The sequence below is a fragment of the Mangrovibacterium sp. genome (assembly GCF_041596335.1).
In the GTDB taxonomy this organism is placed as follows: domain Bacteria; phylum Bacteroidota; class Bacteroidia; order Bacteroidales; family Prolixibacteraceae; genus Mangrovibacterium.
Genome location: NZ_JBFHIT010000031.1, coordinates 34,871 through 58,992, shown reverse-complemented (window position 1 = coordinate 58,992; position 24,122 = coordinate 34,871). Strand labels below are relative to the sequence as shown.

16 protein-coding genes and 2 CRISPR repeat arrays are annotated in these 24,122 nt (G+C 41.6%); all 16 genes read left to right on the top strand.

Annotated features, from left to right (window positions below; genetic code table 11):
* Positions 1-1,156 precede the first annotated feature (1,156 nt).
* Positions 1,157-1,837, top strand: a complete 681-nt coding sequence (locus ABZD21_RS12065) for a CRISPR-associated endonuclease Cas6 (protein ID WP_372775258.1) — start codon at positions 1,157-1,159, stop codon at positions 1,835-1,837.
* A 79-nt stretch (positions 1,838-1,916) separates the two neighbouring features.
* Positions 1,917-4,475: a type III-A CRISPR-associated protein Cas10/Csm1 gene (gene cas10, locus ABZD21_RS12060; protein WP_372775257.1), complete on the top strand. Its 2,559-nt coding sequence runs from the start codon at positions 1,917-1,919 to the stop codon at positions 4,473-4,475.
* Between the two features lie 11 nt (positions 4,476-4,486).
* The gene (gene csm2, locus ABZD21_RS12055) at positions 4,487-4,912 is read left to right on the top strand and encodes a type III-A CRISPR-associated protein Csm2 (protein WP_372775256.1); all 426 of its coding nucleotides are present in this window, start codon (positions 4,487-4,489) and stop codon (positions 4,910-4,912) included.
* A 33-nt stretch (positions 4,913-4,945) separates the two neighbouring features.
* Positions 4,946-5,593, top strand: a complete 648-nt coding sequence (gene csm3 / locus ABZD21_RS12050; RefSeq protein WP_372775255.1) for a type III-A CRISPR-associated RAMP protein Csm3 — start codon at positions 4,946-4,948, stop codon at positions 5,591-5,593.
* Between the two features lie 3 nt (positions 5,594-5,596).
* A complete protein-coding gene (gene csm4 / locus ABZD21_RS12045) occupies positions 5,597-6,586 on the top strand; it encodes a type III-A CRISPR-associated RAMP protein Csm4 (protein ID WP_372775254.1) in 990 nt (329 codons plus the stop codon).
* Complete coding sequence (csm5, locus tag ABZD21_RS12040) at positions 6,583-7,704, top strand: type III-A CRISPR-associated RAMP protein Csm5 (RefSeq protein ID WP_372775253.1); 1,122 nt, start codon at positions 6,583-6,585, stop codon at positions 7,702-7,704. The genes csm4 and csm5 overlap by 4 nt, the downstream gene beginning before the upstream one ends.
* Before the next feature lie 184 nt (positions 7,705-7,888).
* Positions 7,889-8,883: a CRISPR direct-repeat array (repeat unit 37 nt; unit sequence GTCCGAGAGTATGTTCCAGCTAAAGAAGGATTAAGAC).
* A 140-nt stretch (positions 8,884-9,023) separates the two neighbouring features.
* Positions 9,024-10,232: a TIGR02221 family CRISPR-associated protein gene (gene csx2, locus ABZD21_RS12035; RefSeq protein ID WP_372775252.1), complete on the top strand. Its 1,209-nt coding sequence runs from the start codon at positions 9,024-9,026 to the stop codon at positions 10,230-10,232.
* Positions 10,233-10,240: 8 nt separating this feature from the next.
* On the top strand, positions 10,241-10,636 hold the full coding sequence (locus ABZD21_RS12030) for a CRISPR-associated protein (RefSeq protein WP_372775251.1): 396 nt from the start codon (positions 10,241-10,243) through the stop codon (positions 10,634-10,636).
* Positions 10,637-10,725: 89 nt separating this feature from the next.
* Positions 10,726-12,045 carry a TIGR02221 family CRISPR-associated protein gene (gene csx2 / locus ABZD21_RS12025; protein ID WP_372775249.1) on the top strand — a complete coding sequence of 440 codons (1,320 nt, stop codon included), beginning with the start codon at positions 10,726-10,728 and terminating at the stop codon, positions 12,043-12,045.
* 11 nt (positions 12,046-12,056) lie between these two features.
* Entirely contained in the window at positions 12,057-13,448 is a 1,392-nt protein-coding gene (locus ABZD21_RS12020; protein ID WP_372775248.1) for an ATP-dependent RecD-like DNA helicase, read from the top strand.
* 3 nt (positions 13,449-13,451) lie between these two features.
* On the top strand, positions 13,452-14,432 hold the full coding sequence (gene cas1, locus ABZD21_RS12015; RefSeq protein WP_372775247.1) for a CRISPR-associated endonuclease Cas1: 981 nt from the start codon (positions 13,452-13,454) through the stop codon (positions 14,430-14,432).
* An 11-nt stretch (positions 14,433-14,443) separates the two neighbouring features.
* Positions 14,444-15,454: a CRISPR-associated primase-polymerase type B gene (locus tag ABZD21_RS12010; protein WP_372775246.1), complete on the top strand. Its 1,011-nt coding sequence runs from the start codon at positions 14,444-14,446 to the stop codon at positions 15,452-15,454.
* A gap of 71 nt (positions 15,455-15,525) precedes the next feature.
* Positions 15,526-16,005, top strand: a complete 480-nt coding sequence (gene cas2, locus ABZD21_RS12005) for a CRISPR-associated endonuclease Cas2 (protein WP_372775245.1) — start codon at positions 15,526-15,528, stop codon at positions 16,003-16,005.
* A 190-nt stretch (positions 16,006-16,195) separates the two neighbouring features.
* A CRISPR array of direct repeats spans positions 16,196-18,385; the repeat unit is 36 nt; unit sequence TCCGAGAGTATGTTCCAGCTAAAGAAGGATTAAGAC.
* A gap of 564 nt (positions 18,386-18,949) precedes the next feature.
* On the top strand, positions 18,950-21,343 hold the full coding sequence (locus ABZD21_RS12000; RefSeq protein ID WP_372775244.1) for an Hsp70 family protein: 2,394 nt from the start codon (positions 18,950-18,952) through the stop codon (positions 21,341-21,343).
* A complete protein-coding gene (locus ABZD21_RS11995; RefSeq protein WP_372775243.1) occupies positions 21,312-22,517 on the top strand; it encodes a 3'-5' exonuclease in 1,206 nt (401 codons plus the stop codon). Before ABZD21_RS12000 ends, ABZD21_RS11995 begins: the two co-directional genes overlap by 32 nt.
* Before the next feature lie 11 nt (positions 22,518-22,528).
* The gene (locus ABZD21_RS11990; protein ID WP_372775242.1) at positions 22,529-23,989 is read left to right on the top strand and encodes a hypothetical protein; all 1,461 of its coding nucleotides are present in this window, start codon (positions 22,529-22,531) and stop codon (positions 23,987-23,989) included.
* The last annotated feature ends 133 nt before the right edge of the window (positions 23,990-24,122 follow it).

The following is a 24,122-nucleotide window of genomic DNA, read 5'->3' as shown; positions in this document are numbered from 1 at the left end:
ATGGAGTGTAAATCACGCTAACAAGAAGGTACTGAAGATAGCCTTAAACGCAAAAAGAAGGCCATGGCTCGATGGTATTTTTGCTAAAGTCGAAAACCTTGCCCCTCCTTTTCAATATCTTAATGCATAATGCGGGTTAAATGAGAACAAAACGGTGAACCCAAAAAATCATATCAATATAAATCACTGATATATAGTCAAATTAGGGAAATGGTTCAAATCTTGTCATTATTGTAATAATTCTATCGACATTTTTATCCAAATTAGTTATCTTTGTTTTAGACAATTCATGTTGAAATAGAGGAGAGACTTTATCGAGAACAAATTTTTCTGACTTTTGTAATAACCTGATTTTAAACGCTTAATAAATACCAGAATCGTCTTGTTCTGGGTACAAAAAGGAGTTGATTTTCAACTCCTTTTTTTTGTCCCTACCAGATCGCGGATCAAGCGGGAAAATCTGGATCAAGCGGAAAATCTGGGGGATTTTGGTTTTATGCATCAATTTTAGCGACACCATGAAGATAGCGTTTGCCTGCGGGAGCTATTCGCCCAATTAAAACGATGGTAATAAAACAGGCTAAATTTCAACACGAAAAAAAAAAAATAAACAGTCAAGGATTAAGGCTTCTTTCAACTGTCTATTCTGCTATTGTCAGTTCAAAACAAATCTGGCTAAAAGAGCAAATGATTAAATTATCCTCTTCTACCCAGCGATATTCCTGTCATTATTATGTCGTATTATAAATTTGCTTTGCCTTCGAAAAAAATGCCCATTGCCCCAAAAAATGCTTTTGTTCCCGGATTCAAGAACTTCAAACGAATCCTCCATAAAATACCCCAAATACAACAGATCTGCAGCACCAAAATCTGATACTCTAAAACTAAACACTCCAAACCCCTATATTCAATTGGACTTGTTCGTCTAAACACATTCTGTCGCAAATAAAGTCCAATCTATCGAAGCAACTCATTGTGATCAAAAATTACCGATGATTCATGAGTTCATTTTAGAATAGCCGAAAAATCATACTAGAATAAAAATTGAGCTAATTTTATGAATAAAGTTCAATTTATGTTCTATTCAAACAAGGTTAAACACAAAATATCACTATATTTCATGAACCTTTTTGTCAACCCACAATAAGAAACAATAATGATAACTAAGTTGGAACCAATAAAGCTATTGGAAGTCCGTTTTGGCACTCCAATAAGGTATGAGCAATTATCTAAATTTAGAGGTGCAATAATTCATACAACTAAACAAATCAACGATCTATTCCATAATCACAATGGTGAGAATGTAATCTATCGCTATCCTCAAATACAGTATAAGCGGATCAACGGGAAAGCAGCGATACTTTGCCTTGGCGAGGGAGTGGAAGCCATCCACGATTTCTTTTCTAATTACAATGGCGAAATAATGCTGGGGCAAGAATCAATTGAATTAAAGGTTGAAAAAATAAAAGCACACCGCCACACGCTGAATGTATGGGATCGTGTGTTTTCTTATCGCCTGGCCAATTGGCTGCCTTTAAATCAGGAAAATTATCTGGCCTACAGAAATGCCGCGAACTACTCGACGAAAATGCAAATCCTCGAAAACGTACTTATAGGTAATCTATTGACCTTTTGTCAATCTGTTGATGATTCGTTTTCAATGCAAATACGAGTAGAAATCGTTCGTGTTGTATCAGATAAAGTAATCCGCTACAAGGGGCAACTGATGCAGGCTTTCGATTTAGACATCCAAACAAACCTGTCACTACCGGATCAGATAGGCATCGGCAAGGGAACCAGCCTCGGTTTTGGAGTGATCACCAGAAAATGGGAATAGATTTGCGAAAGAGCAACATCCAAATGACAATTCAAATCAGACTACCACATAAAACACACAACAATATTCTTAAAACACTATGAACCAAAGCATAAACACAGAACGTGACAAGATTTATTTAGCTGCGTTGTTGCATGACATTGGCAAGTTCTATCAACGAGCTGATGACGGAGGTGCAGCAAAGTCGTCAAAATTATTGGAGCATGTTAAGAATCTGGAGCAGATCCTTTGTCCTTCAAATCAAGATGGAATTCGGACACACAAGCACGTTTTGTGGACCGCTCAGTTTTTCGAAGACCACCACAGCGTTTTTAGTCAATTGATCGACAAAGCCGGATGGGATGGGATGACAGACAGGGAAAGTTTAATGCATTTAGCATCTGGGCACCATCTTCACAAATCACAGCTCAATAAACTGGGTCAAATAATTCAAGAAGCAGACCATCTTTCATCAGGAATGGATCGAACATCCATTGAAGCCTATAAGGATGACCAGGACACAAATCGTTGGGATGCTTTCAAAAAGAAGAGAATGACAAGTTTAATGGAAAACTTATTGTTATCCGACAAAACGAATGCTTACCACCTACCGGTTCAAGCAATGTCAATTAATAAAAACTATTTCCCTTCATCTAATTTTGAATATGATCCTCAATATAAGGTACTCTGGAAGGAGTTTGAGAATGAATTCAAGTTTATTCAGTCCAAGAATGGGTATGCTTTTAGTGAGACCTTTTTCAATTTGCTTCAAAAATATACGAGCACAATTCCTGCTAGTACGATACATTTCCCTGATGTTTCGTTGTTCGATCATCTAAAAACTACCGCAGCCATTGCCGTTTGTTTGTACGATTGGCAGCAAGGGGAAAGTGCCGATGATGAACCTTTCCTGATGATTGGTGGGGACTTCAGCGGAATTCAATCATATATTTATAATATTATTTCAGAAAATGCTGCTAAAAACCTGAAAGGCAGATCATTTTATTTAAAATTATTGGCGGACAGCGTAGTTGCCACGATATTGAAGGCACTGAATCTGTTTCAAGCGAACGTCATTTACAATTCTGGTGGTAGTTTTTATATCCTAGCCCCAAACACCAGTGAAGTCCGCCAGACCTTACGACATGTCATGGACGATTTGGAAGCGAATATTTTTAATACACACGGCAATTCAATCTATGTATCAATTGCCTATCAAATCATAAGTAAAGACGCACTAATGGGGCGCAATGGTCAATCGCTTCAAAAATGCTGGGGGGAATTATTTGAATCACGCGATAAACAAAAAAGTAAACGATATGCAAGAAAACTCGTTAATGACTATGGCCACTTTTTTCTACCTGGAGAATCAGGTGGTTTAAGTCCTCGTGATGCAATTACAGGTGAGGAGATTGACACGTTTTCTAAAGGGAAAATCTATTCACTGATCAAAAGCGAGGTTCAAGTATCTGAATTAACGTGGAAGCAAATTCAACTTGGGAAAAAATTAAAAGAAGCTGACTATTGGGTTGTGTCAAATGAACCTCTAGCGTATTGGACCGAAAAAAATGCAATTAATCCTGCAAACCTGGGCATTTATTACTACTTCTTATCCGAGCGCGAAGTTGTCGAAAAGAAGGCCTTACTGAAGGCTTCAGCAGATAAAGTTCGGATTATCTCTATAAATGGGAACGACAAAGGAATTTGTGATTTCTTGAACACAACTATCATGGGCACTGATAATATCTATGGTTTTGATTTCTTTGGAGGAAACAATTTCCCAGCCGATGATGAAGGCCTCCCCAAGTCATTCGACCAACTGTGCGATTCTGAAGGCTACAAACGCTTGGGTGTATTGAGGATGGATGTTGATAATTTAGGCCATGTATTCAAGAACGGCATCCCAAAACAATTGGGGACACTTTCTCGCTATGCGGCATTAAGCCGGAACCTCGATTGGTTTTTCAAAGCTTACCTGAACTCTATATGGAAAGCAAAATACAGTCAATCATCTTACATTGTTTATAGCGGTGGTGATGATTTATTTTTGGTAGGAAAATGGGACGAAATGATAGAGTTCGCGGAACAAATCAGACAAGATTTTGTCGAGTTTACATGTTACAACCCAAACTTATCTATTTCCGGAGGGGTTGCAATTGTAGCCCCCAAATACCCAATCAAACGTGCTGCGGAAGAGAGTGCAGAAGCTGAACGGTTAGCCAAAAATTACGAATTGGGCAACAGCGAGAAAAATGCGATTTCATTTATGGGGTTAGCCCTTGGCTGGGATCAGGAGTTTCCTATTGTAAAAAAGCTAAAAAGCGAACTAGTTAGACTTATTGAAGCTGAAAAGCTACCTAAGTCTTTTATATCCAAAATTTACCAGCACTACAGGCAGGCCCAGTTTGAAGACGAAAAATTAGTAAGTCCCAGAACCTACTGGTTGATGGCCTACGATTTTGGTCGGATGCTCGAACGTGAAAAGGATCCGGCTGCAAGGCAGCTAATTGAAAATTGCAAACTCGATGTAGTTTCTAATCACAACAGGTTGAACAATGAAGTTATTACATCAGCATACCACAATCTGAAACTTTGGAACTTTGCTGCTCGCTGGGCCGAGCTAGAATATAGAACGAACCATAATAGATTTGACAATTAAAAATACAACTTATGACATTCAAACAACATGGAAATTATTCCACGAACAATGGCCAAAGAGAGCGCCAGAGCTTTACTGAGCCGTTTAAACCGGAGTGGATTAAAAAAGGGATCAGCCAGGAAACTGTAAAATTTGCTGACAGCTTGGGAAAGTACGTAAAGGATAATGGATTAACAGCATCTCAAATCCGGAACGTTTTTGGTGAAATAAAACGGATACAGATGAAAGGTTTTGACAAGGAAACATCCAGTTTTTATCTTCTTCGCCCTAAAATGGCTTACGCTGCGAGCCGACATAACAAAGCTGGAATTAACACATTGAAGCGTTATTTCGACGAAGCCCATGAGGCGGTCACAGACAAACTTTCCTACCAAAATTTTGTCGACTTCTTTGAGTCGATTCTAGCCTATCATAAAGCTTACGGAGGTAAGGACTAGTAAAATTCGTTTAACTGTTAAATTGAGAAAATCATGACAAGCTTAGTAAAGAAAATAAAAATCAGTTCAGTAATAATACTGAAAACCGGGTTACACATTGGCGGAACCAACTCATCGCTAAATATAGGAGGGCCCGATAAATTTGTTGTAAGAAACCCTCTTACCAATATCCCTTATATTCCGGGCAGTTCGTTAAAAGGAAAAATGCGTTCATTGCTCGAATTAAACGAAGGTACAATACATATGGACAAAGGTAATTTTGGGCCTACAAAAGACACAACAACAAAAGCGGGAGCCCTTTTCGGAACTATCGGAGATCAGCAACAACCTTCCAGAATAATTGTCAGAGATGCCGAGTTGATCTCAGATTTGGAAGAATTCAATAATACCGACTTGCCATACACCGAAAGTAAAACGGAAGTCGCTATCGATCGGATTACGGCAAGATCCAACCCCCGCACTTTTGAGCGAGTTCCAGCCGGTGCTCGTTTTCGAATGGAAATGATTCTAAATGTTTTTGACACCGACGATGAAGCGAAACTCGTGAGTTCTCTGAAGCAGGCACTAAAACTGTTGGAAGATGACTATCTAGGGGGCCATGGCTCCAGAGGCTATGGGCAGATTGGAATTGAAAAATTATCCTTTGAAGAACGGGATCGAACTTACTATGCAAAAAACTAACCTATGGCAGAACACAAAATTGTAAAACTGAAGTTCGTCAGTCCACTACATTTGGGACACGGACAAGGGGACGCCTACGATACAGGACAAAAATTGCTACATTCTGATACCATTTCCGGGGCAATCGCATCTGTTTATTGTTCGATGTTTTCCCCCCGCGAGTTGTTACCATTCATGAAAAAGTACCGGCTGAGCAGCGCTTTTCCGTATGCAGGGGGCAGTGTTTTTCTTCCCCGCCCTCTAGCGAAAATTCCATTGCGATTTTCTGATCTGGACGATTATCGCCAACTGAAAAAGCTTAAGAAAATTGAATATATTGATTATAACCTGTGGCAGAGAATAGTTAGCGGCGAACCAGTAATAAGTTCAAAATACTGCTTGTCCGCTGACGGTCGCTTCCTTTTTTCATCGCCCGATCTTGTTCAAAAGGTTTATCGCGACGAATTACAACAACGTGTTTTCGTTCCACGTACAGGTGAAGATGCAATGCCATATTATTTCGAACGACGCTTTTTTGCCGCCAACTGTGGGCTGTATTTTTTTCTGGATACCGAGTCACCGGAAGTGGAAGCAAAAGTTCTATATCTGCTTCAAGTATTGGGTATGCAAGGATTTGGCACAGACAAAAGTATTGGAAATGGACAATTTGAGGCGACTCTGTCTTCTGTAAATCTTAATATTGAAAAGCAGTCTCACGCGCATATGTTAATCTCGTTGGCTTGCCCGGAGCAGAACGAAATCTCTGCTGATTTACTGGAAAAAAGCTCCTACCAACTTGCAAAAAGGGGTGGCTTCGTTGCAGGAACCGGCGACAATCGATTTCGACATTTACGGAAAAGATCGATCTATATGTTTACCGAGGGATCCGTCTTTATCGGAAAAACACCTTCAGGAAAAATTGAAAATCTTCGCCCTGAATGGAATGATGTTGATTTGCACCCTGTATATCGTGATGGCCGGTCATTTAGTTTACCTCTAAAGTTTACCTTATGAGTATTTTTGAAGTGCAAACAATCGGCCCGGTACATGTTGGAAGCGGACGTTTTCTCCAAAATAAACTGGAATATGTTTTCGGGGGCCAAAGGATTGGAATTATAGATGATAAAAAAGCGTTTGACCTAATCGGCTCTGACAGAATTGGCGCATGGGTCAGCTCGATTGACCGAGGCGAATCACTTGTCTCCTTTTTGAAGAATTATGGGATCAAGCCCAAGTTGGGACAATTGTGTTCAAGGCAGATAAAAATTCAATGCGATATTGACAAAGCAAAAAGCATGCAGAATTTGAAGGAGCTGATACACAATGGACAAGGTTTACCATACATTCCTGGCTCAACTATCAAAGGTGCAATACGGTCGGCTGTGCTCAATCATGTAGTCCGGGAAAAAAATCGGTTGTTTGACCAAGTAATAACCGGAGGTGGACGCCCTTCTGCCAAACTTCTGGAAAAGGAGCTTTTTGGTTCGGACCCCAACACCGACCTATTTCGTTTTTTACGAATTGGAGATGCTTACTTTGAGCAAGGCTCGGAGACTGCGGCTATTTTTACATCGCTAAACCAAAAGGGAAACCCTGAACGTCCAAAAGTCGCAATAGATCAAACAAAAAACCAGTTGGTTGAAACGATTGGAGCAGGACATAATACCAAATTTAAGCTCTGGTTCGATATGGTTGGGATGCAGAAAAATATTCATCACCGTAAAATCAACGTATTACAAGAATTCTGGGGCAATCCGCTGGCATTGGTTAAACTGCTAAATCAGAATACAACGCTCATTCTAAACGAAGAAATAAATAGTTGGTCTGAGTTTGATTCAGATGATGCTATGGTCTACAAGCAGAATATTAAAAATCTGCAAGAAGAACTGCAACAATGTCTGCCTAATGAATGTATCATTCGCCTAGCTCATGGAGCCGGATGGACATTTATTAATGGTAATTGGATAAAACAGGAAAAGTTGGTTGGGGATGAGGTTTATGAGCAGGTGCTTAACGCTGCTCGCCCCCAAAACGAAGCTCGCTACAGCGAATATAGTTTTCCTAAATCGAGAAGAGTCTCCAACAATGGGGCACTACCGGGATTTGTAAGATTGAGATTGATCGCTGATTAATTCTGAGATTAATGATCGAATCGCTTCTGTTCATTGACATGTTGAAAAAGATAGCTAGACAATAGAAAAAAAAGGTTAATTTTGCAGGCCTTAAAAAGGTACCCTTTTTTTGGCCTGCAAAGCCCTTTTCGACCGAAAAACACACGTTAAAACACTAATAAAAAGACAGTTACCACCAGGTACTGTCCGAGAGTATGTTCCAGCTAAAGAAGGATTAAGACTTTTCTTTATTGCTTCTTAAAATCTGAGTAATCAGGGTCCGAGAGTATGTTCCAGCTAAAGAAGGATTAAGACTTCAGCTACAATTGCCCAATGTTTAAACGAGCCCTCGTCCGAGAGTATGTTCCAGCTAAAGAAGGATTAAGACCGATGGATGTCGTATCGAGTCTTATCATTTTGCACTTGTCCGAGAGTATGTTCCAGCTAAAGAAGGATTAAGACAGTTAACTGCTTCTGTTGTGATCTTCTTTATCGTCACAAGTCCGAGAGTATGTTCCAGCTAAAGAAGGATTAAGACTAGCACTGCCAAACTCGAACCTACTTTTCTCTGATGTCCGAGAGTATGTTCCAGCTAAAGAAGGATTAAGACTAGCACCTAACGTACTTCACACCGCCCAGTGTCCTAGTCCGAGAGTATTTTCCAGCTAAAGAAGGATTAAGACTATTTCCCCGCTTTGGGTTTCGGCTGTCAAAAGTGTGTCCGAGAGTATGTTCCAGCTAAAGAAGGATTAAGACCCAAAGTGGTCAAGCGGTTACCACAGAAATAAACTTCGTCCGAGAGTATGTTCCAGCTAAAGAAGGATTAAGACCGGTTAGATTATTTACAAAGTTCAGCGATACAGATTGTCCGAGAGTATGTTCCAGCTAAAGAAGGATTAAGACAATTTTATGGACGTGTTAGAGGCGGATTCATGGAGCCGTCCGAGAGTATGTTCCAGCTAAAGAAGGATTAAGACCTACAATTCGGTCGATGTGAATTGTTACTGCCCCACCTGTCCGAGAGTATGTTCCAGCTAAAGAAGGATTAAGACCGATCTCGCGAATAGCCATCCAGGAAGTCCAATCAGGTGTCCGAGAGTATGTTCCAGCTAAAGAAGGATTAAGACGGATGTAAGATGTCGAGATTGCCTTTTTCTGATTTAGTCCGGGAGTATGTTCCAATACTTCGAAAGGTATCGGATCCTAGCTCGATTAACAGATTCTTTCAGTCTATCTTTTCAACTACACAAGTGACTATTTGACTTTGCACTTTTGTTTAAACCCAGAACCTCATGGTGTGGAAAAGTTGTCCACACCTCTAAAATATTATGCAAATACAAATGAGAAAAATACTATTAAGTTTCCTGGGAACAGGTTCCTATGTCGAAACGGGAAAAACCAGGCAGTACAAAACAGCCAACTACAAAATTGACAATAAGCAGTACGACACTTCGTTTGTATCAGCTGCACTGGCGGAACATTTAAACATAGATCAACGAGTAGTGATCGGAACAGTAAAATCTATGTGGGAAGAGTACTATCGCTACTTTGCCGAACAGGAAAACAACCTCGACGAGGATTTCTACCTCAATTTGAGCGAATTTGTAACCAATGCACAATACACCGTTCCCGACTTTCCGATGGCCAAGCAACTTGAAACCAGACTGGGTAAAACGAATATTGTACTCCTCAAGTACGGATTAAACCAGCTAGAGCTACGATACAATCTTGAGAAAATTCTAATGATTGACGATTTACTAATGGATAACGACGAATTGTATGTCGATGTCACGCATGGCTTTCGTTCGTTTCCTTTATTTGCCCAGCAAATTATTATGTACTTGAAACAGGTTAGCTCCAAGCGCATTCACATAAAGAAGATTTACTACGGGATGCTGGATGCATCACGCGATTTGGAGTATACTCCAATTGTTGATTTATCGATCATTCAAGAAATGAATGATTGGATAAACGGAGCAGGCTTATTAATTCAAAAATCAGACGGCAGCCAGCTAGTACCTCTCATCCAGCAAGAAGACCCCGATTTGGCAAAACTGGTCGACAATTTCAGTAAAGCATTAAATATCAACTACTCACACGAGATAAAAAAACAATACCAAAAAATTTTGGCATACGATTTTACCCGATTAAACCCAATGGAGCAGTTAATCGCAAAAAAAGCGTTCTCCGAGTTTAAAAAGCATTTTAAACACATCGGTAGTAAACACTCCTTGTTTCAGCTAGACTTGGCTTTCTGGTATTTTAATAAAAGACTTTACGGTGTAGCATACCTCACCCTTACGGAGGCAATTATTACGTATGCTGCCGAATACGAATCTCAAGCGAACTCTCTGGACAAGGAACTGCGCGAGAATGCCAAGCGGAATATTTTCAAGATAAATAAAGACCTTGGAAATCTTTACAAAACGGTCAATAAGATTCGTCGGAATGTTGCACACATGCTCGATCAACGACACGACTCGTACCTAAACGATGTTACCAATTTGGAGAAGCAATTACAAAAAGCTAAACGACTAATGAATTATTAATAAATAGCATGTTTATAAATTTAAGTAATCATCCGTCAAATGAATGGACGAAAGAGCAACTGCGAGCCGCCTCTGTTTGGGGTGAAATACTGGACATACCATTTCCTTCGATAGACCCCCTGCTAAATGAACAGGAAGTTGAAATCCTGGTAACTGCTTATCTGTCGAAAATAAGAGCAATTCGCCCCGTAGACAACTCAATATTTGTTATCCACTTGATGGGAGAATTGACTTTTTGCTTCGCCCTGGTAGCTCGTTTGCAGCAAGACGGAATTCGCTGTGTGGCTTCTACCACTAAACGTGAAACAAAATCCGGGATCGATGGAATAAAGCAGACATGCTTCCGTTTTATAAGATTCAGAGATTATTTGCAATTAACTAAATCGACCGATTGGGTTCGCTAGAAAAAGGACACGACAAAATTAATCAATCAAAAAATCTTACGTGCAGGGCAATTGCTTTAACACACATTAAATCAACTAATAAAAAAACCATGACGAAAAGACGTGTTTTCATGTCGGTGCTCGGATCCACCGCATACAGGGAATGTACTTACGTTTCATCTCGAAGTGGAGCTAAAACCTACTATCGAACTAAATTTATTCAGGTTGCAACTCTTAGCCTGATCGCTCGTGATTGGCAATCCAATGATTGTGTGTATATTTTTTTAACACGTGGAGAATACGGCTCAGAGCAACGCAATTGGATTGACAATGGACATAAAGACAAAGAAACCCAAAAGCCGGTTATGGCTGAAGGATTAAAATCGGAACTCGAAAATCTACAGCTCTCCTGTCAGATCAAGTCGATTTATCTCGAAAATGGAGACACCGAAGAACAAATATGGACAAATTTCCAACGACTATATAATTGTCTGCAAGAAGGAGATGAAGTATATTTTGATATAACGCACGGATTTAGGTCGCTACCAATGCTTGTCTTAGCTCTCAATAATTATTCTAAGTTTTTGAAAAACACACAGGTTCTTTCAATTACCTATGGTAACTATGAAGCGCGGAATCAGAACGACGAGGCACCAATAGTTGATTTAACTTCGGTGTCAGAGTTACAAACCTGGACCGTGGCAGCAAGTATGTTTATCACATCTGGGAATACAGAAATGATTTCACAACTCCTCGGTACAGGCAACCTAAACTCATTAAACAACTTTGTCGATGAAATTGCAACCTGTCGAGGTCTAAGTATCATTGATGGTGAAACTGCCCAAAATGCCTACAAAGAATTAGATAATTTAAATTACCAAAACCGCATCTTCTCTGAACTTATTGACAGAGTCAAGCAAAAAGTAGCCTGCTATACGAATAACGAAGTGTTAAACGGATTTCGAGCTGTTCAGTTTTGCATCGATCACCGACTTTTCCAACAAGGATACACCCTACTGCAAGAATTTATCACAACTTACATCCTACTGGATTGTGGCTATGACGATTGGAAAGATGAAACCTTACGCAATGCTGTTTCGGGTGCGATGAATATTAATAAGCGAGAAAATTTTAGGTTAACGAGGATTCCTGAATATAAAAGTGAAAACGAGGACGATGAAGATTTTGATAAGCGCATGAAGGACGTTTTAAAGAAACGTGAGATAGAGTCTAAACTAGCCGATAAACTGTTTAGTAGGCCCTATAAAAAGAAACTTTCCGACAAGGTGTTTAAAAATCTTTCTCAAGGAGCCAGAAACGATATTAACCACGCCGGCATTAGAAACTCACCGAAATCAACGAGCTATTTAAAGGATCGCCTGACAGGTTATTTCAACGCAACCCGTACTATTTTTAATCTTTCGATTTAAAAAATGACCCCATGCCAATTGAATCGTACATTCCTTATCAGCCAACAACCGGGCAATGGTTAGCATTGAAAAAATTACAGCAGTTTTTCGATGGCGGCGACGATGTTTTTATCCTTCGTGGTTTTGCCGGAACCGGAAAAACGACCTTGGTAAAAGGCGTGCTCGACTACCTGGATTCGCGCCACCGCCCCTACCAGCTAATGGCATCAACCGGCCGTGCAGCCCGGGTGTTGGCAAACAAAACCCAACGGCATGTGAACACGATTCACAGTTCGATCTACGAGTTAGATTACCGAAAAACCAAAGTGAACGAGAAAGTTAAGCAGCTGGCTTTCCGCATCCGTCCGAATTCTGATGGAGCCGAAACAATCTATTTTATTGACGAGTCGTCGATGATTGCCGATAAAACGGAAGTAAACCAGAACCTGCTGTTTGACGATGGCCGATTTTTGGAGCATATTTTTCGTTTTGCCGGAAAACGAAAGATTGTATTTATTGGCGATACAGCCCAATTGCCTCCGGTAAACTGCAATTTTTCGGCTGCCCTCGACCTGCCGTACCTAACCGATCGTTACCGAAAAAAGGTGATTGACACCGATTTGACTGAAGTAAAGCGACAAGACGAATTTTGTGGCATCCTTCAAAACGCCACCCGCCTGCGCGAAACACTTTCCACTGGCCGGATTCCACCAATGAGCCTCAACGCTTCAGGCTGGCCCGATGTGATTATTAAACCCAATGTGTGGTCTTCCATCAGTCATTTTGTGCGTTTCGGACATCCGGCAGGTCCCGACAAAGCGGTTTTCACAGCACTTTCAAACGGCTCAACTCACTTTTTAAACAACCAAATCCGGAAAAATATTTTTAAAGAGGCAACACCACCACTCATGCCCGACGATTGGCTGATGGTGGTTCAAAATAATTCGGCTACCGGCTACAACAATGGGCAACATCTGATACTGAAATCCTATTCCGATAATGGCGAACAAGTTGGCGATGTGGAGCTAATTGATGCAGTAGTGCAAGATCAGGATGGCGAACTGAAAAAAGTAAAATTGATAAAGAATTTACTCTTCGACGTTAAAACAAATCTCAGCCAGGAACAAGACCTCGCCCTCACGGTTGACTTTTCCATCCGAATGAAAAAAGCTGGCATTATTGCCGGCACCGAAGAGTTCGTACAACGACTCATATTCGATAAACGACTAAACGCGTTGCGTGTAAAATTCGGCTATGCCATTACCTGCCATAAAGCGCAGGGTGGCGAATGGGAGCAGCTGTATCTGCATCTGGAGCCAGCCTTCGAAAAGCTACCACGCGATGCTCAGTACCGTTGGATGTATACAGCAATCACCCGTGCTTCGAAATATCTTCTTGTACCCGAGCACCCAATGATCTACTAACCTATGGACCTAATTCTAAACAGCTACGGCACAGCACTCTCCCGCGACAACGAGTGCTTCGTTGTAATTCACACCGACGGGAAACAGCGGATTCATCCGCAAGGACTAAAAAGCATTTGCATTAGCAAAGGAGCGCAAATTACCAGCGACGCAGCCTTGCTGGCTATTGAACACGAGATTGAAGTCTTGTTTGTCGATCAAAGCGGAAATCCTCAGGGGCGTCTTTGGAGCCACCGATACGGATCGGTATCTACCATCCGAAAAGGGCAACTCGAATTTAGCTTTTCCAAAGAAGCCGTGCAGTGGATTTGCAAGCTAATCGCGTCGAAAATAGAAAACCAACAGGCGCTTCTGCTATCTCTGGCAAGCTCCGGTTCCGATGAAAAAAATCCGGTGAATAAATCCATCAACAAACTGGAGGACTATCGTGGAAAAATTCTTCAGCTCGAAGGCGAAGTTATACCCGACATTGCGTCCACACTGCGCGGATGGGAAGGAGCCGCTTCTCGTGTTTACTTCGAATGTGTCAACATCTATTTGCCAACCCCCTACCGACTAACTGGCCGAAAGCAACATCCTGCAACCGACCTCAGTAATTGCCTGCTCAATTATGCCTATGGCGTGTTGTATGGTAAAATTGAAGGTGCCCTGATCAAGGCCGGAATCGATCCCTATGTGGGCATCTTCCACCGCGACGACTACAACCGTCCCGTATTAGTTTTCGATGTCATTGAGCTTTATCGGGTATGGGCCGACTATGTGGTTTTCAATTTAGCGATGCAGGAAGCTATTAACGAAGACTGCTATAGTATTCGCGACGATGGCTCCTACTGGCTCGAATCTCTCGGCAAACGAATCTTGATTCAGTCGCTGAACGACTACCTCGACGAGGTTATCAACATTGGCGGGTTGCAACGCAGTCGGGCCAATCAGCTTCTTGCATATGCCCGGGATTTGGCTCAGAAATTCAAAAACTTTGCCTAAAACCAAACGCTATGCTACAAGCCGGAAAATCAATCACTCAAGCCAACGACCCCATGGTTAAAGTGCAGCCCGATTACCTGTACCATGCGGTATGCCATCCGAAGCCAGCAATCGAAGCAGCTATTCGCCAACTGAGGAATGTTCGACATCTGGATCAAAACAGCTATCGCTCGTTAAAAAAACAGCTGCCTTATGTTACCTGCGGAGTTTTTAACCCTCCATACCGTAAAACTGAAAACTTTGCCTGGATTAATCACTTCATTCTCGACATCGATCATCTGTCGGACAAAGAACGAAGTATCGAATCAATGCGTGAAACCCTTTCTGCCGACTCACGCGTTAAACTTCTTTTTACCTCACCGGGCGAAGATGGACTAAAAATTCTGTTTCAACTGTCCGAAAAATGTTTCGACGCCAATAAATATTCGATCTTCTACAAAGTGTTTGCCCAAAAGTTCTCGGCCCGATACGGCCTGGAGCAACTACTCGACAAACGAACCTCTGATGTTACGCGAGCCTGTTTTGTAAGTGTTGACCCCGAAGCCTTCTACCGGGCCGACTGTGAAATGGTGCGGATGGAGGACTATGTTGATTTTAATAACCCGTTTGAAGTTCAACAAATAGACTATGAGTTGAAATCGCAGGAAAAAGCCAAGGCGCCCGCGAAAACCGAACCTGCCGACAAAGAGCCCGCCGACGACTCGTTAGCCGAGATAAAAGCACGCCTTAATCCCCGATATAAACTTAAAGCCGAAAAACAAATTTTTGTTCCCGACGAAATAGAATCGGTCATCGAACAAATTATCAATCAGATGCATGAACTCGGAATAGAAACAACCGAGCAGCAAAACATCCATTACGGGAAGAAGTTTCGATTTCGATTGGGCAACAAAGAAGCCGAAATCAATCTGTTTTATGGCAAACGCGGATTTTCGGTGGTGCAGTCACCCCGACGCGGAACTCATTCCGAGTTCAACGGACTGTGTGCTCAGGCCATCGCCCAGTTGGTATCGCCTGAATAAACGTGGCAGGTGTGCCAACTAATTGCGCCGAAAAATTAACACGTATGCGAGAACGCCCCAAAAAACAGCCCGTGAAAAAGAAAAAAACGCCGCTTGGCTTTGTTGAAAAAATGAAACGAATGAAGGCGGCCGGGCTTGAAAATGCCGATCTAAAGACCAGAAAAACTGATCGGGACGATGGTATGCTGCCCCTACCCGAGCGGATTAGTAAACTCATGGGAATTGTAAAACCGAACGAACTAAAAGCCGGCCAAATGATCTATTTTGTAATGTACGATATTGAAAGCAACAAGGTAAGAACACAGGTGGTTAAGTACCTCCAGCGAAAAGGGCTGACACGGGTTCAGAAATCGATCTTTGTTGGGAAAACGGAGCGTATAATCTACGACCAAATTCGCGAAGATCTGAAAGCCGTTCAAGAGTGCTACGACAACACCGACAGCATTATTATGATACCGATATCGACTGACGAAATTCGGGCGATGAAATTAATTGGCAAAAACATTGATTTTGACCTGGCTCTGAACAACAGGAATACCTTATTTTTTTAACTTTGAAAAGGTTACCAAATCTGGGTTTTAACCCGCTTCTTTGACATGCTGAAAAACACCCAGCTAAATTATAAAAGAATGAGTATTTTTGCGCGCTCTAAAAACAGCCGCTTTTTTAGGCGTTTTGTTGTTATTTTGTTTGTTTTTAGGAGTTATACAACTCCTAATCAGCACCTTAACCATGGGTGCTGTCCGAGAGTATGTTCCAGCTAAAGAAGGATTAAGACCGTTTCACCCGATACTATATTCTTCGTAACTTTCTCAGTCCGAGAGTATGTTCCAGCTAAAGAAGGATTAAGACCCCTATCTTTTTTCTTATTTGTTGAATGTTACAAATAAGGTCCGAGAGTATGTTCCAGCTAAAGAAGGATTAAGACTTTTTGATTCTACAGCTTCATTTATTTTATTAATAGTCCGAGAGTATGTTCCAGCTAAAGAAGGATTAAGACAACCCTTCACGTCCGGTTTTCTTCACTTCTGATATGATGTCCGAGAGTATGTTCCAGCTAAAGAAGGATTAAGACACCTTTTTACTAATTAAATCTCTCTTTCCGGTAATGGTCCGAGAGTATGTTCCAGCTAAAGAAGGATTAAGACAGTAGTCAAGGTGTTTCACCTCTTCAAGTATCGAGCCCGTCCGAGAGTATGTTCCAGCTAAAGAAGGATTAAGACGTTATCCAACTCTGTGTAGGGTGACTCTTTCTTGCGTCCGAGAGTATGTTCCAGCTAAAGAAGGATTAAGACAGCCCTCGTTCTGCACGAGGCCAGGTGCTTCCACCAGGTCCGAGAGTATGTTCCAGCTAAAGAAGGATTAAGACTCGCGTACAAATTTCGCAGGACTTACCAGGTCGTGTCCGAGAGTATGTTCCAGCTAAAGAAGGATTAAGACTCCTCCAACTCGAAGTAAGGCTCCTCGCCCTTACCATCCGAGAGTATGTTCCAGCTAAAGAAGGATTAAGACACTCCTGAAACACTACCATTAAATTACCCTTGTAGGATATCCGAGAGTATGTTCCAGCTAAAGAAGGATTAAGACCATTATAGAAATTACGTCCTCCAGCTTCATGTTAAATCCGAGAGTATGTTCCAGCTAAAGAAGGATTAAGACAAATAATTAATTAATCAAATGTTGATGGTTTTATGTCCGAGAGTATGTTCCAGCTAAAGAAGGATTAAGACTCCAAAGTTGTCGTCATTAACAACGATACTGCGTAGAAGTCCGAGAGTATGTTCCAGCTAAAGAAGGATTAAGACAGGTTTGATTTTAACTTGGCTAATAATGATTTTAGAGTCCGAGAGTATGTTCCAGCTAAAGAAGGATTAAGACCATAGCGGGCTCTCACCTCGGTGGCGTAATTGCCGCCGGTCCGAGAGTATGTTCCAGCTAAAGAAGGATTAAGACAAGGTTGTTTTTTATTAAAGGAAAATATAAAATAACAGTCCGAGAGTATGTTCCAGCTAAAGAAGGATTAAGACCGGTTACCACAGAAGTAATATTCGTTTTTCATTTTAAATGTCCGAGAGTATGTTCCAGCTAAAGAAGGATTAAGACACCTTAATTTTAAGATCAAAGCCTTTTGAGCTGGTCCGAGAGTATGTTCCAGCTAAAGAAGGATTAAGACTATCTACAATTCGGTCGATGTGAATTGTTACTGCCCGTCCGAGAGTATGTTCCAGCTAAAGAAGGATTAAGACAATTGGCATAATTGCCGGCTCCTTCTTTAACTGGGTCGGTCCGAGAGTATGTTCCAGCTAAAGAAGGATTAAGACTGAATTTAACTACTCCGTTTGGCAGAAAACTGCCAGTGTCCGAGAGTATGTTCCAGCTAAAGAAGGATTAAGACTGCGGCTAGAGTTGTCAAGTTTGAAGATAGTCCGTGTCCGAGAGTATGTTCCAGCTAAAGAAGGATTAAGACCTAGCATACAGACCGCGTTTTGACGCGTTTTTTACCAGTCCGAGAGTATGTTCCAGCTAAAGAAGGATTAAGACTACACCATCCTCGATGGCTTGTTTGGTGGTGTAAGAGGTACGAGAGTATGTTCCAGCTAAAGAAGGATTAAGACTTGCCCTCTACCAGACCATTGAAGGCTGGAACACTAGAGTCCGAGAGTATGTTCCAGCTAAAGAAGGATTAAGACGATGTCGTATCGAGTCTTATCATTTTGCACTTGCTATGTCCGAGAGTATGTTCCAGCTAAAGAAGGATTAAGACCGGCGCGTTCCTTATTCTTATTGAACACTCCGATAGGTCCGAGAGTATGTTCCAGCTAAAGAAGGATTAAGACTCAACGAACACACATCGAACGCACTCCGAACACACTCCGAACACACTCCGAACAAATGTCGGCCAGCATGTTCCAGATTCGGAAGGATTATGATCTCATTTATGTTTCAACCAATAGATTTACTATAGTGTGTCTGAGATTCCGGATTACGACATTATAGGATGAACTCATCCCAGCCCAATGCTGTCGGCTTATAATCAGGTCGACTGATTCCGCCTTCCTTTTGAACTTTTAACAACAATTATGAGCTCTTTGCGACCCGTGCGAAATTTTATGCAGTATAATTTTAATTTATCGATAAAGACCGATAGCATACTAAACTATAATTTTATAAATTTGGTTTCTACAGCACAGTGCGTAATATAAGAGTTCATTGAATCTGAGGGATGCCGAATTCGGCGCGGGAAACATGTCGAACCGGGGCTATAAATTTGAAAAGGTGATGACCAGGTTAGGTTTCTCGATCAAATTCAAGCGATCGTCTATCCCCTCGCAAACGATCTAAAGACAAAGAGCTGATAATTAATCCGGAATCCGGAAAGAGCCGGGAAATATTTGGAATGCCTGATGTTGAAGAGAATCAAGCGATACCGATATTGGATCCAGCACCACTATTGCAAAAAACTGGTTAAAAATCAACACACCTAAACAGCACAAAATGGCCTATATAGACTTAACTATTGACAAATTATTACCCAATAAACTTTCTGAAAACGTGTTTTCGGGCGCCTATACTTTTGTGGGGATCGACTTTGGCACATCAACAACCGTAATATCAGTCGCCTCCATGTCGGCCGATAGCCGCAAGATAGGCAGTAAAACACTTTGGATTCCTCAAAAGTCGGCTGATGGTACCGAAATAAAAAGTGGCATTTGCCCTTCGGTTATCGCAGCGGTTAACAACACCATTTTGGTGGGCCAGGGTGCCGCCGATCTGAAGTTTGACTTAAAACGCAACCGCGATGTGTGGTATTCCTTTAAAATGGATTTGGGCGAAGACCGCGGTTCGTCTTTCTCCGAAAGCATTTTAAATACCGATAACGAATGGCGAATTCTGAACGGAAAGGATGCAGCCAGGGTGTTTTTTAAATACCTGAAGCTAAAAATCGATGATTTGATTTTATCCGAAGGGTGGTCAACCAATATTCAGTACGCCGTGAGTATCCCGGCGTCGTTCGAGGCCAACCAACGGAAGGATTTGATCGAATGTCTCGATGCTAATGGCATGCACGTGAACAGCCAGGCTTTGATTGATGAGCCCAACGCGGCCTTTATTAGTTATGTGTGGGAGTCAACTCAAAATAACAAACCGGTTAAAATACCCGATTACAACTCGAACATACTCGTGTTCGACTTTGGTGCCGGTACCTGCGATATTTCGATCCTCGAATTGGGCGCGGTGAAAAATGAAGTTTATTCAAAAAACCTCAGCATCTCCAAATTCGAAAAACTGGGCGGCGACGATGTCGACCGCATGATTGCCTTTGAAGTGTTGATGCCGCAGTTGTTTGAGCAAAATAAGGTTACTGCTCAAAACTTTAGAACGAAAGTCATCAGCAACACGATCTTGCCCAAATTATTAAAAACCGCCGAAAGCCTGAAAGTTCAGGTTTGTAAAGGTGTATCCATCCTCTCATACGGCTTCGAGCTTCCGGAAGAAGCAGAGAGTGATTTAATCATTGATCTGGACATCACGATAGACATACCGGTTGGCGACAAGGTGTTAACGCTGAAAAGGCCTAAAATGACCTATGCCCAGTTTAACAGGCTCATGCAAAAATTCACCTCCACCAGAGGATTCCGATTTAACTCAGGCGTCTATCATCAGGATGGCTCCACCAGCATCTTCTTGCCAATCGAATCTGCCCTAAAAAAGGCAAATCTCCTAAAAGACGATATTGACAATGTGCTGCTCATTGGGGGAAGTTCCAAAAATCCATATATACAGAAAGCACTCAAGGACTACTTTGGCCAGGCAGATATTTTGATTCCTTCCGACACGCAATTGCAGGTTTCGCGTGGGGCTGCCATCCATTCGCTGGTGCTCAATGGCTTAGGCAAAAATATCATTAAGCCAATCACAAGCGAGCCCATCTTGGTCATTACCAGAGACGAGATACCGAAAATCCTGATCGATCCGTCGACTGAAATTCCGACAGAACTAGCTCATTTTGAAGATTTGTACATCGATAGAGACAACCAAACCCTATTGGAGCTCCCCATTTGCATTGGGAATAGCAATAAACTGCTTTTCAATGTGAAAATTTCCCCGGAGTCGGGTTCGTTCAATCGGGGCGATAAGGTAAGCCTGTCGGTCGAGATTAGTGCAGATAAAATACTTTACATCAGAGCTTCAGTAGGCGGACAACAAATAATGGTTACCCCAATGAATCCCTTTTCAAATAAAGAGCTGTCTACCGTGGAACGCATGATTTTGGAAGCAGAAAAGGAATACAACAACGAAATTGCCCGCTTAAAAGGCGCAGATTCTGAAAACGCCCTGCGCAAACTATACCGCGTTTACCGGGACAAGGATGAAGAACTAAAGTCGGCAGAAACCCTTGAAGAGATCAATGAGAAATTTCCGGGCAACCACGATTATAATCAAATCGGCTTGCATTATAGCTCGGCAGGCAATACGAATAAGGCCATAGAGTATTATGAGAAAGCATTCCAATACTCACCTTCAGGGACAACGGCGTTTAACTCGGGCTATTTATTGGCATATCGCGATCCTGAAAAATTCGTGAAATATATGGAAGAAGCCATCAAACTGGAAAACGACCATGCGCACGCCCTGTTCGAATTGGGAAAGTACAAAATAGCCCACGATGAAAATGAAGAAGGGGAAAAGATGGTAAACCAGGCTTTTGAAATATGGAAACAACGCTATGAAACCCAGTCGCTGAATGATGGTGAATACGGATGGCTAAGCTCCTGCGCACACTACCTGGGTGAACACGATTTGGCAAGGGAAGTTTCCAACGCGAAACCTAAACGCCAAATTGAAAAGGGTTACAATGCGCAGAATTTGGCTGCAAATAAGGATTAACAAGCTTAAACAGGAGGTTAATATGGGTACTGAATGGATGATTCGCGAGGATCAATTGGATCCCGACCAACAAGAGTTCGTCAATACGAAAGTAAAAAGCAAAGGAAATATATGGATTCAGGGATTCGCCGGGAGCGGTAAATCAGTTTTGTTGATTCACAGCTTATTGGATACTATTCGAAAGGAACCGGGAGCAACTATTTGCATCGTTGTTTACACACATTCCCTGATCGATATGTTCCAAACGGGCATGAAAGAACTGAAATTTCCTAAAAAAATTCCGGTAGTGACTTACCATGAATTTCAGCGAAAAGGACTGTCCTTCGACTATATTTTTTGTGATGAAGTGCAGGATCTTCCCGAAGATGTTGTCACAGAGATGAATCGCAGAAGCAAAAAAGTAATTGTCGCGGGTGATACAAACCAGTCAATTTACGAGGATAGAGTCGTTCCGGCTCAAATCGAACGAATCCTTTCGGCTGAACCCTATGTTTTAACCATCATCCACCGCCTAAGTCGATCCATTATTTCGTTGGTTCAGTCCCTGATTCCCCGAATGGATATCTGGCGTGCTAAACGCGACCAAACCAAGGTCGATGTGGAAGTACGGTACTGCGTGGCATCTTCCAGAAGAAAAGAGATTGAGTATGTCTGGAAGGAAGCAACAAACGCGGTAAGGTATAATAGCACCGCTGTAGTATTACTGCCAAGTCATAAGAAAATTCTGGAGTTTATAAATCAACTCTGCGACAACAATAACACCTCGTATTGGGTGGTTGCAAAAAACAGCTACGGGAAACCGGATTACAATGATTTAAACCGTTTCATGAGATCAAAGGGGCTTAATCTAGAATATGTAGGGAATAGCTACGGATCTTTTCAAAATGCGATACAGCAAAAAAATGTTATCCTCATGACCTACCATAGTTCCAAAGGCATGGATTTCGAAAATGTATTCATGCCTTTATGTGAAACTCCAATGGGGCTTATGGGTGACGCGCAGGAAACAGTTTTCATGGTTGCGCTAACTCGCAGCCGAAAGAATCTTTATGTATCGTACTCTTCAACTCCGTATCACTTACTCGAGAAAATTAAATCCGTATGTCGATACATCGATATTGACAGAGAGCTGGCCCCCCAACAGGCATCTTCAAGTTCACAATTTGGTTTCTAAAAAAAACAGCAATGAATAATATATATACTTTTTTATCACGTTTCCAGTTCAATGCGTTGTATAAATCGGGAGAAATAAACATCGACCTGAAAAACTGTATTGATGCAGATATGCCGGAATCGGTACTCATAAAAAAAATGGCTGATGCACTGCTGCTATTGCCATTCTTTGAATACGACGAAGAATACCTGATTATAGGAGCGAAAATCAATTCGAATGATACATCCTTCCCTCGTATTGAAATTCCGAATATCGATGAGGTGCTGGTACTGAGCAATGAGGCAAAGCTCTCGCTTTCTACCAAATTGGATAACCGGATTCAGTTGAGCTACTACCCTTGGTGCAAACAAGTTCTTTCTGAAGTTCAGCAGCTATGGCAGCTCAAAATTCAAGAAAAAGGAGTCGACGCCTTATGGAAAATTAGTGGTTTTCAAGAGGATTGGAAAACGCTGGATTTTCTTCCACCCAACCTGACAGACGATATTTTTCAGGGACTAAAAGCACGAGAGTCATACAAATCAAAGGATAAACAATTTAATAATTTGATCATTCAATCGATCGTTTACGACCGAACTGAATTCTTCCCGGAAGGTTATGACGGTTACTTGTTTGATCTGTTTGAGATCATGTGTAATCATCTTCAGGAAGGTTATCAATTTAAATCGACCCAGCTTTTTCCGGTTTTGGAGGAGCTACACTACCACAAGCCCGGAAGATGTTGGGAGTTCTTTAAGTTGGACAGAGAAAATAAAAATCTTGAAGCAATTAAAACGAAGTTTAGAGAGCTGACTTCTGATAACCTAAGATGGGAATATGTTTTTGCCTGGTTTTTAAGTCAAAAAGAATACATCCAGAAAAAAGGCGAATTCAACCTGGAGCATTACCGGGTTGAACTGGAGAGAACTTTCGATGAATATAAAAATGAACGCAAAGTAGCTGTAATCATGTTAGGGGCCTTTTTTGGGTACAAATACTTCTACGATGCTTTATATGACTCGGTAACGCTCAAATTCTTTAAGCCAAAGAAAACGTCAAAAGGCAATGGTTCATCCCGGCTAGCAGAAAGTTCATTAAAAAGCCAAACAAGTAATTCAGGCAGCAGAGCGAATAAAAAGCAAATTGGTCTGAAAAATGAACCAGGTACTTTGTTATTCAAAGATGATGAAGGCAATGAAACAATTGTCACCTCGACGATCGAAGATAATATCGAATTCGTGACTGTTCAGAAAAAGCAGGCACCTCTGAAGGATGAAAAAAAACAAAGCGCGTCACTAGCCCCCGAAAAAACAGCGTTACCAAGGGGAAACAATTCTTTCGCTACAAGAAAGACAATAAAGAAACGGAAACCTTATAACAGAAAGATAAAAGGCCATCTAGAGGAAAAATCCGGCGTTTTCATCCGATCAAAACGGTATAGCAGCGATTCCCATTGGAAGAAGATCAGGAATAAAAAGTACCCTGGTCGGATTTGAAAACAGAGGGATCCGGACTGTAAACACCTACAAAATGCAAGAGGTAAGACAAGAGAGGTTACCAGACAGGTATTGCAATACTAAATGCCGGAAAGGATAACGAATTATAATGGAACTGCTACATTTGACTGGA

What these genes read in the sequence shown, in the direction of transcription:
- csm4 (WP_372775254.1), top strand. Translation starts at nt 5,597, where the DNA reads ATGGCAGAACACAAAATTGTAAAACTGAAGTTCGTCAGTCCACTACAT.
- ABZD21_RS12020 (WP_372775248.1), top strand. Translation starts at nt 12,057, where the DNA reads ATGCCAATTGAATCGTACATTCCTTATCAGCCAACAACCGGGCAATGG.
- csm3 (WP_372775255.1), top strand. Translation starts at nt 4,946, where the DNA reads ATGACAAGCTTAGTAAAGAAAATAAAAATCAGTTCAGTAATAATACTG.
- csm5 (WP_372775253.1), top strand. Translation starts at nt 6,583, where the DNA reads ATGAGTATTTTTGAAGTGCAAACAATCGGCCCGGTACATGTTGGAAGC.
- ABZD21_RS12010 (WP_372775246.1), top strand. Translation starts at nt 14,444, where the DNA reads ATGCTACAAGCCGGAAAATCAATCACTCAAGCCAACGACCCCATGGTT.
- csx2 (WP_372775249.1), top strand. Translation starts at nt 10,726, where the DNA reads ATGACGAAAAGACGTGTTTTCATGTCGGTGCTCGGATCCACCGCATAC.
- ABZD21_RS12065 (WP_372775258.1), top strand. Translation starts at nt 1,157, where the DNA reads ATGATAACTAAGTTGGAACCAATAAAGCTATTGGAAGTCCGTTTTGGC.
- ABZD21_RS11990 (WP_372775242.1), top strand. Translation starts at nt 22,529, where the DNA reads ATGAATAATATATATACTTTTTTATCACGTTTCCAGTTCAATGCGTTG.
- csm2 (WP_372775256.1), top strand. Translation starts at nt 4,487, where the DNA reads ATGACATTCAAACAACATGGAAATTATTCCACGAACAATGGCCAAAGA.
- cas1 (WP_372775247.1), top strand. Translation starts at nt 13,452, where the DNA reads ATGGACCTAATTCTAAACAGCTACGGCACAGCACTCTCCCGCGACAAC.
- cas10 (WP_372775257.1), top strand. Translation starts at nt 1,917, where the DNA reads ATGAACCAAAGCATAAACACAGAACGTGACAAGATTTATTTAGCTGCG.
- ABZD21_RS11995 (WP_372775243.1), top strand. Translation starts at nt 21,312, where the DNA reads ATGCGCAGAATTTGGCTGCAAATAAGGATTAACAAGCTTAAACAGGAG.
- ABZD21_RS12000 (WP_372775244.1), top strand. Translation starts at nt 18,950, where the DNA reads ATGGCCTATATAGACTTAACTATTGACAAATTATTACCCAATAAACTT.
- ABZD21_RS12030 (WP_372775251.1), top strand. Translation starts at nt 10,241, where the DNA reads ATGTTTATAAATTTAAGTAATCATCCGTCAAATGAATGGACGAAAGAG.
- csx2 (WP_372775252.1), top strand. Translation starts at nt 9,024, where the DNA reads ATGAGAAAAATACTATTAAGTTTCCTGGGAACAGGTTCCTATGTCGAA.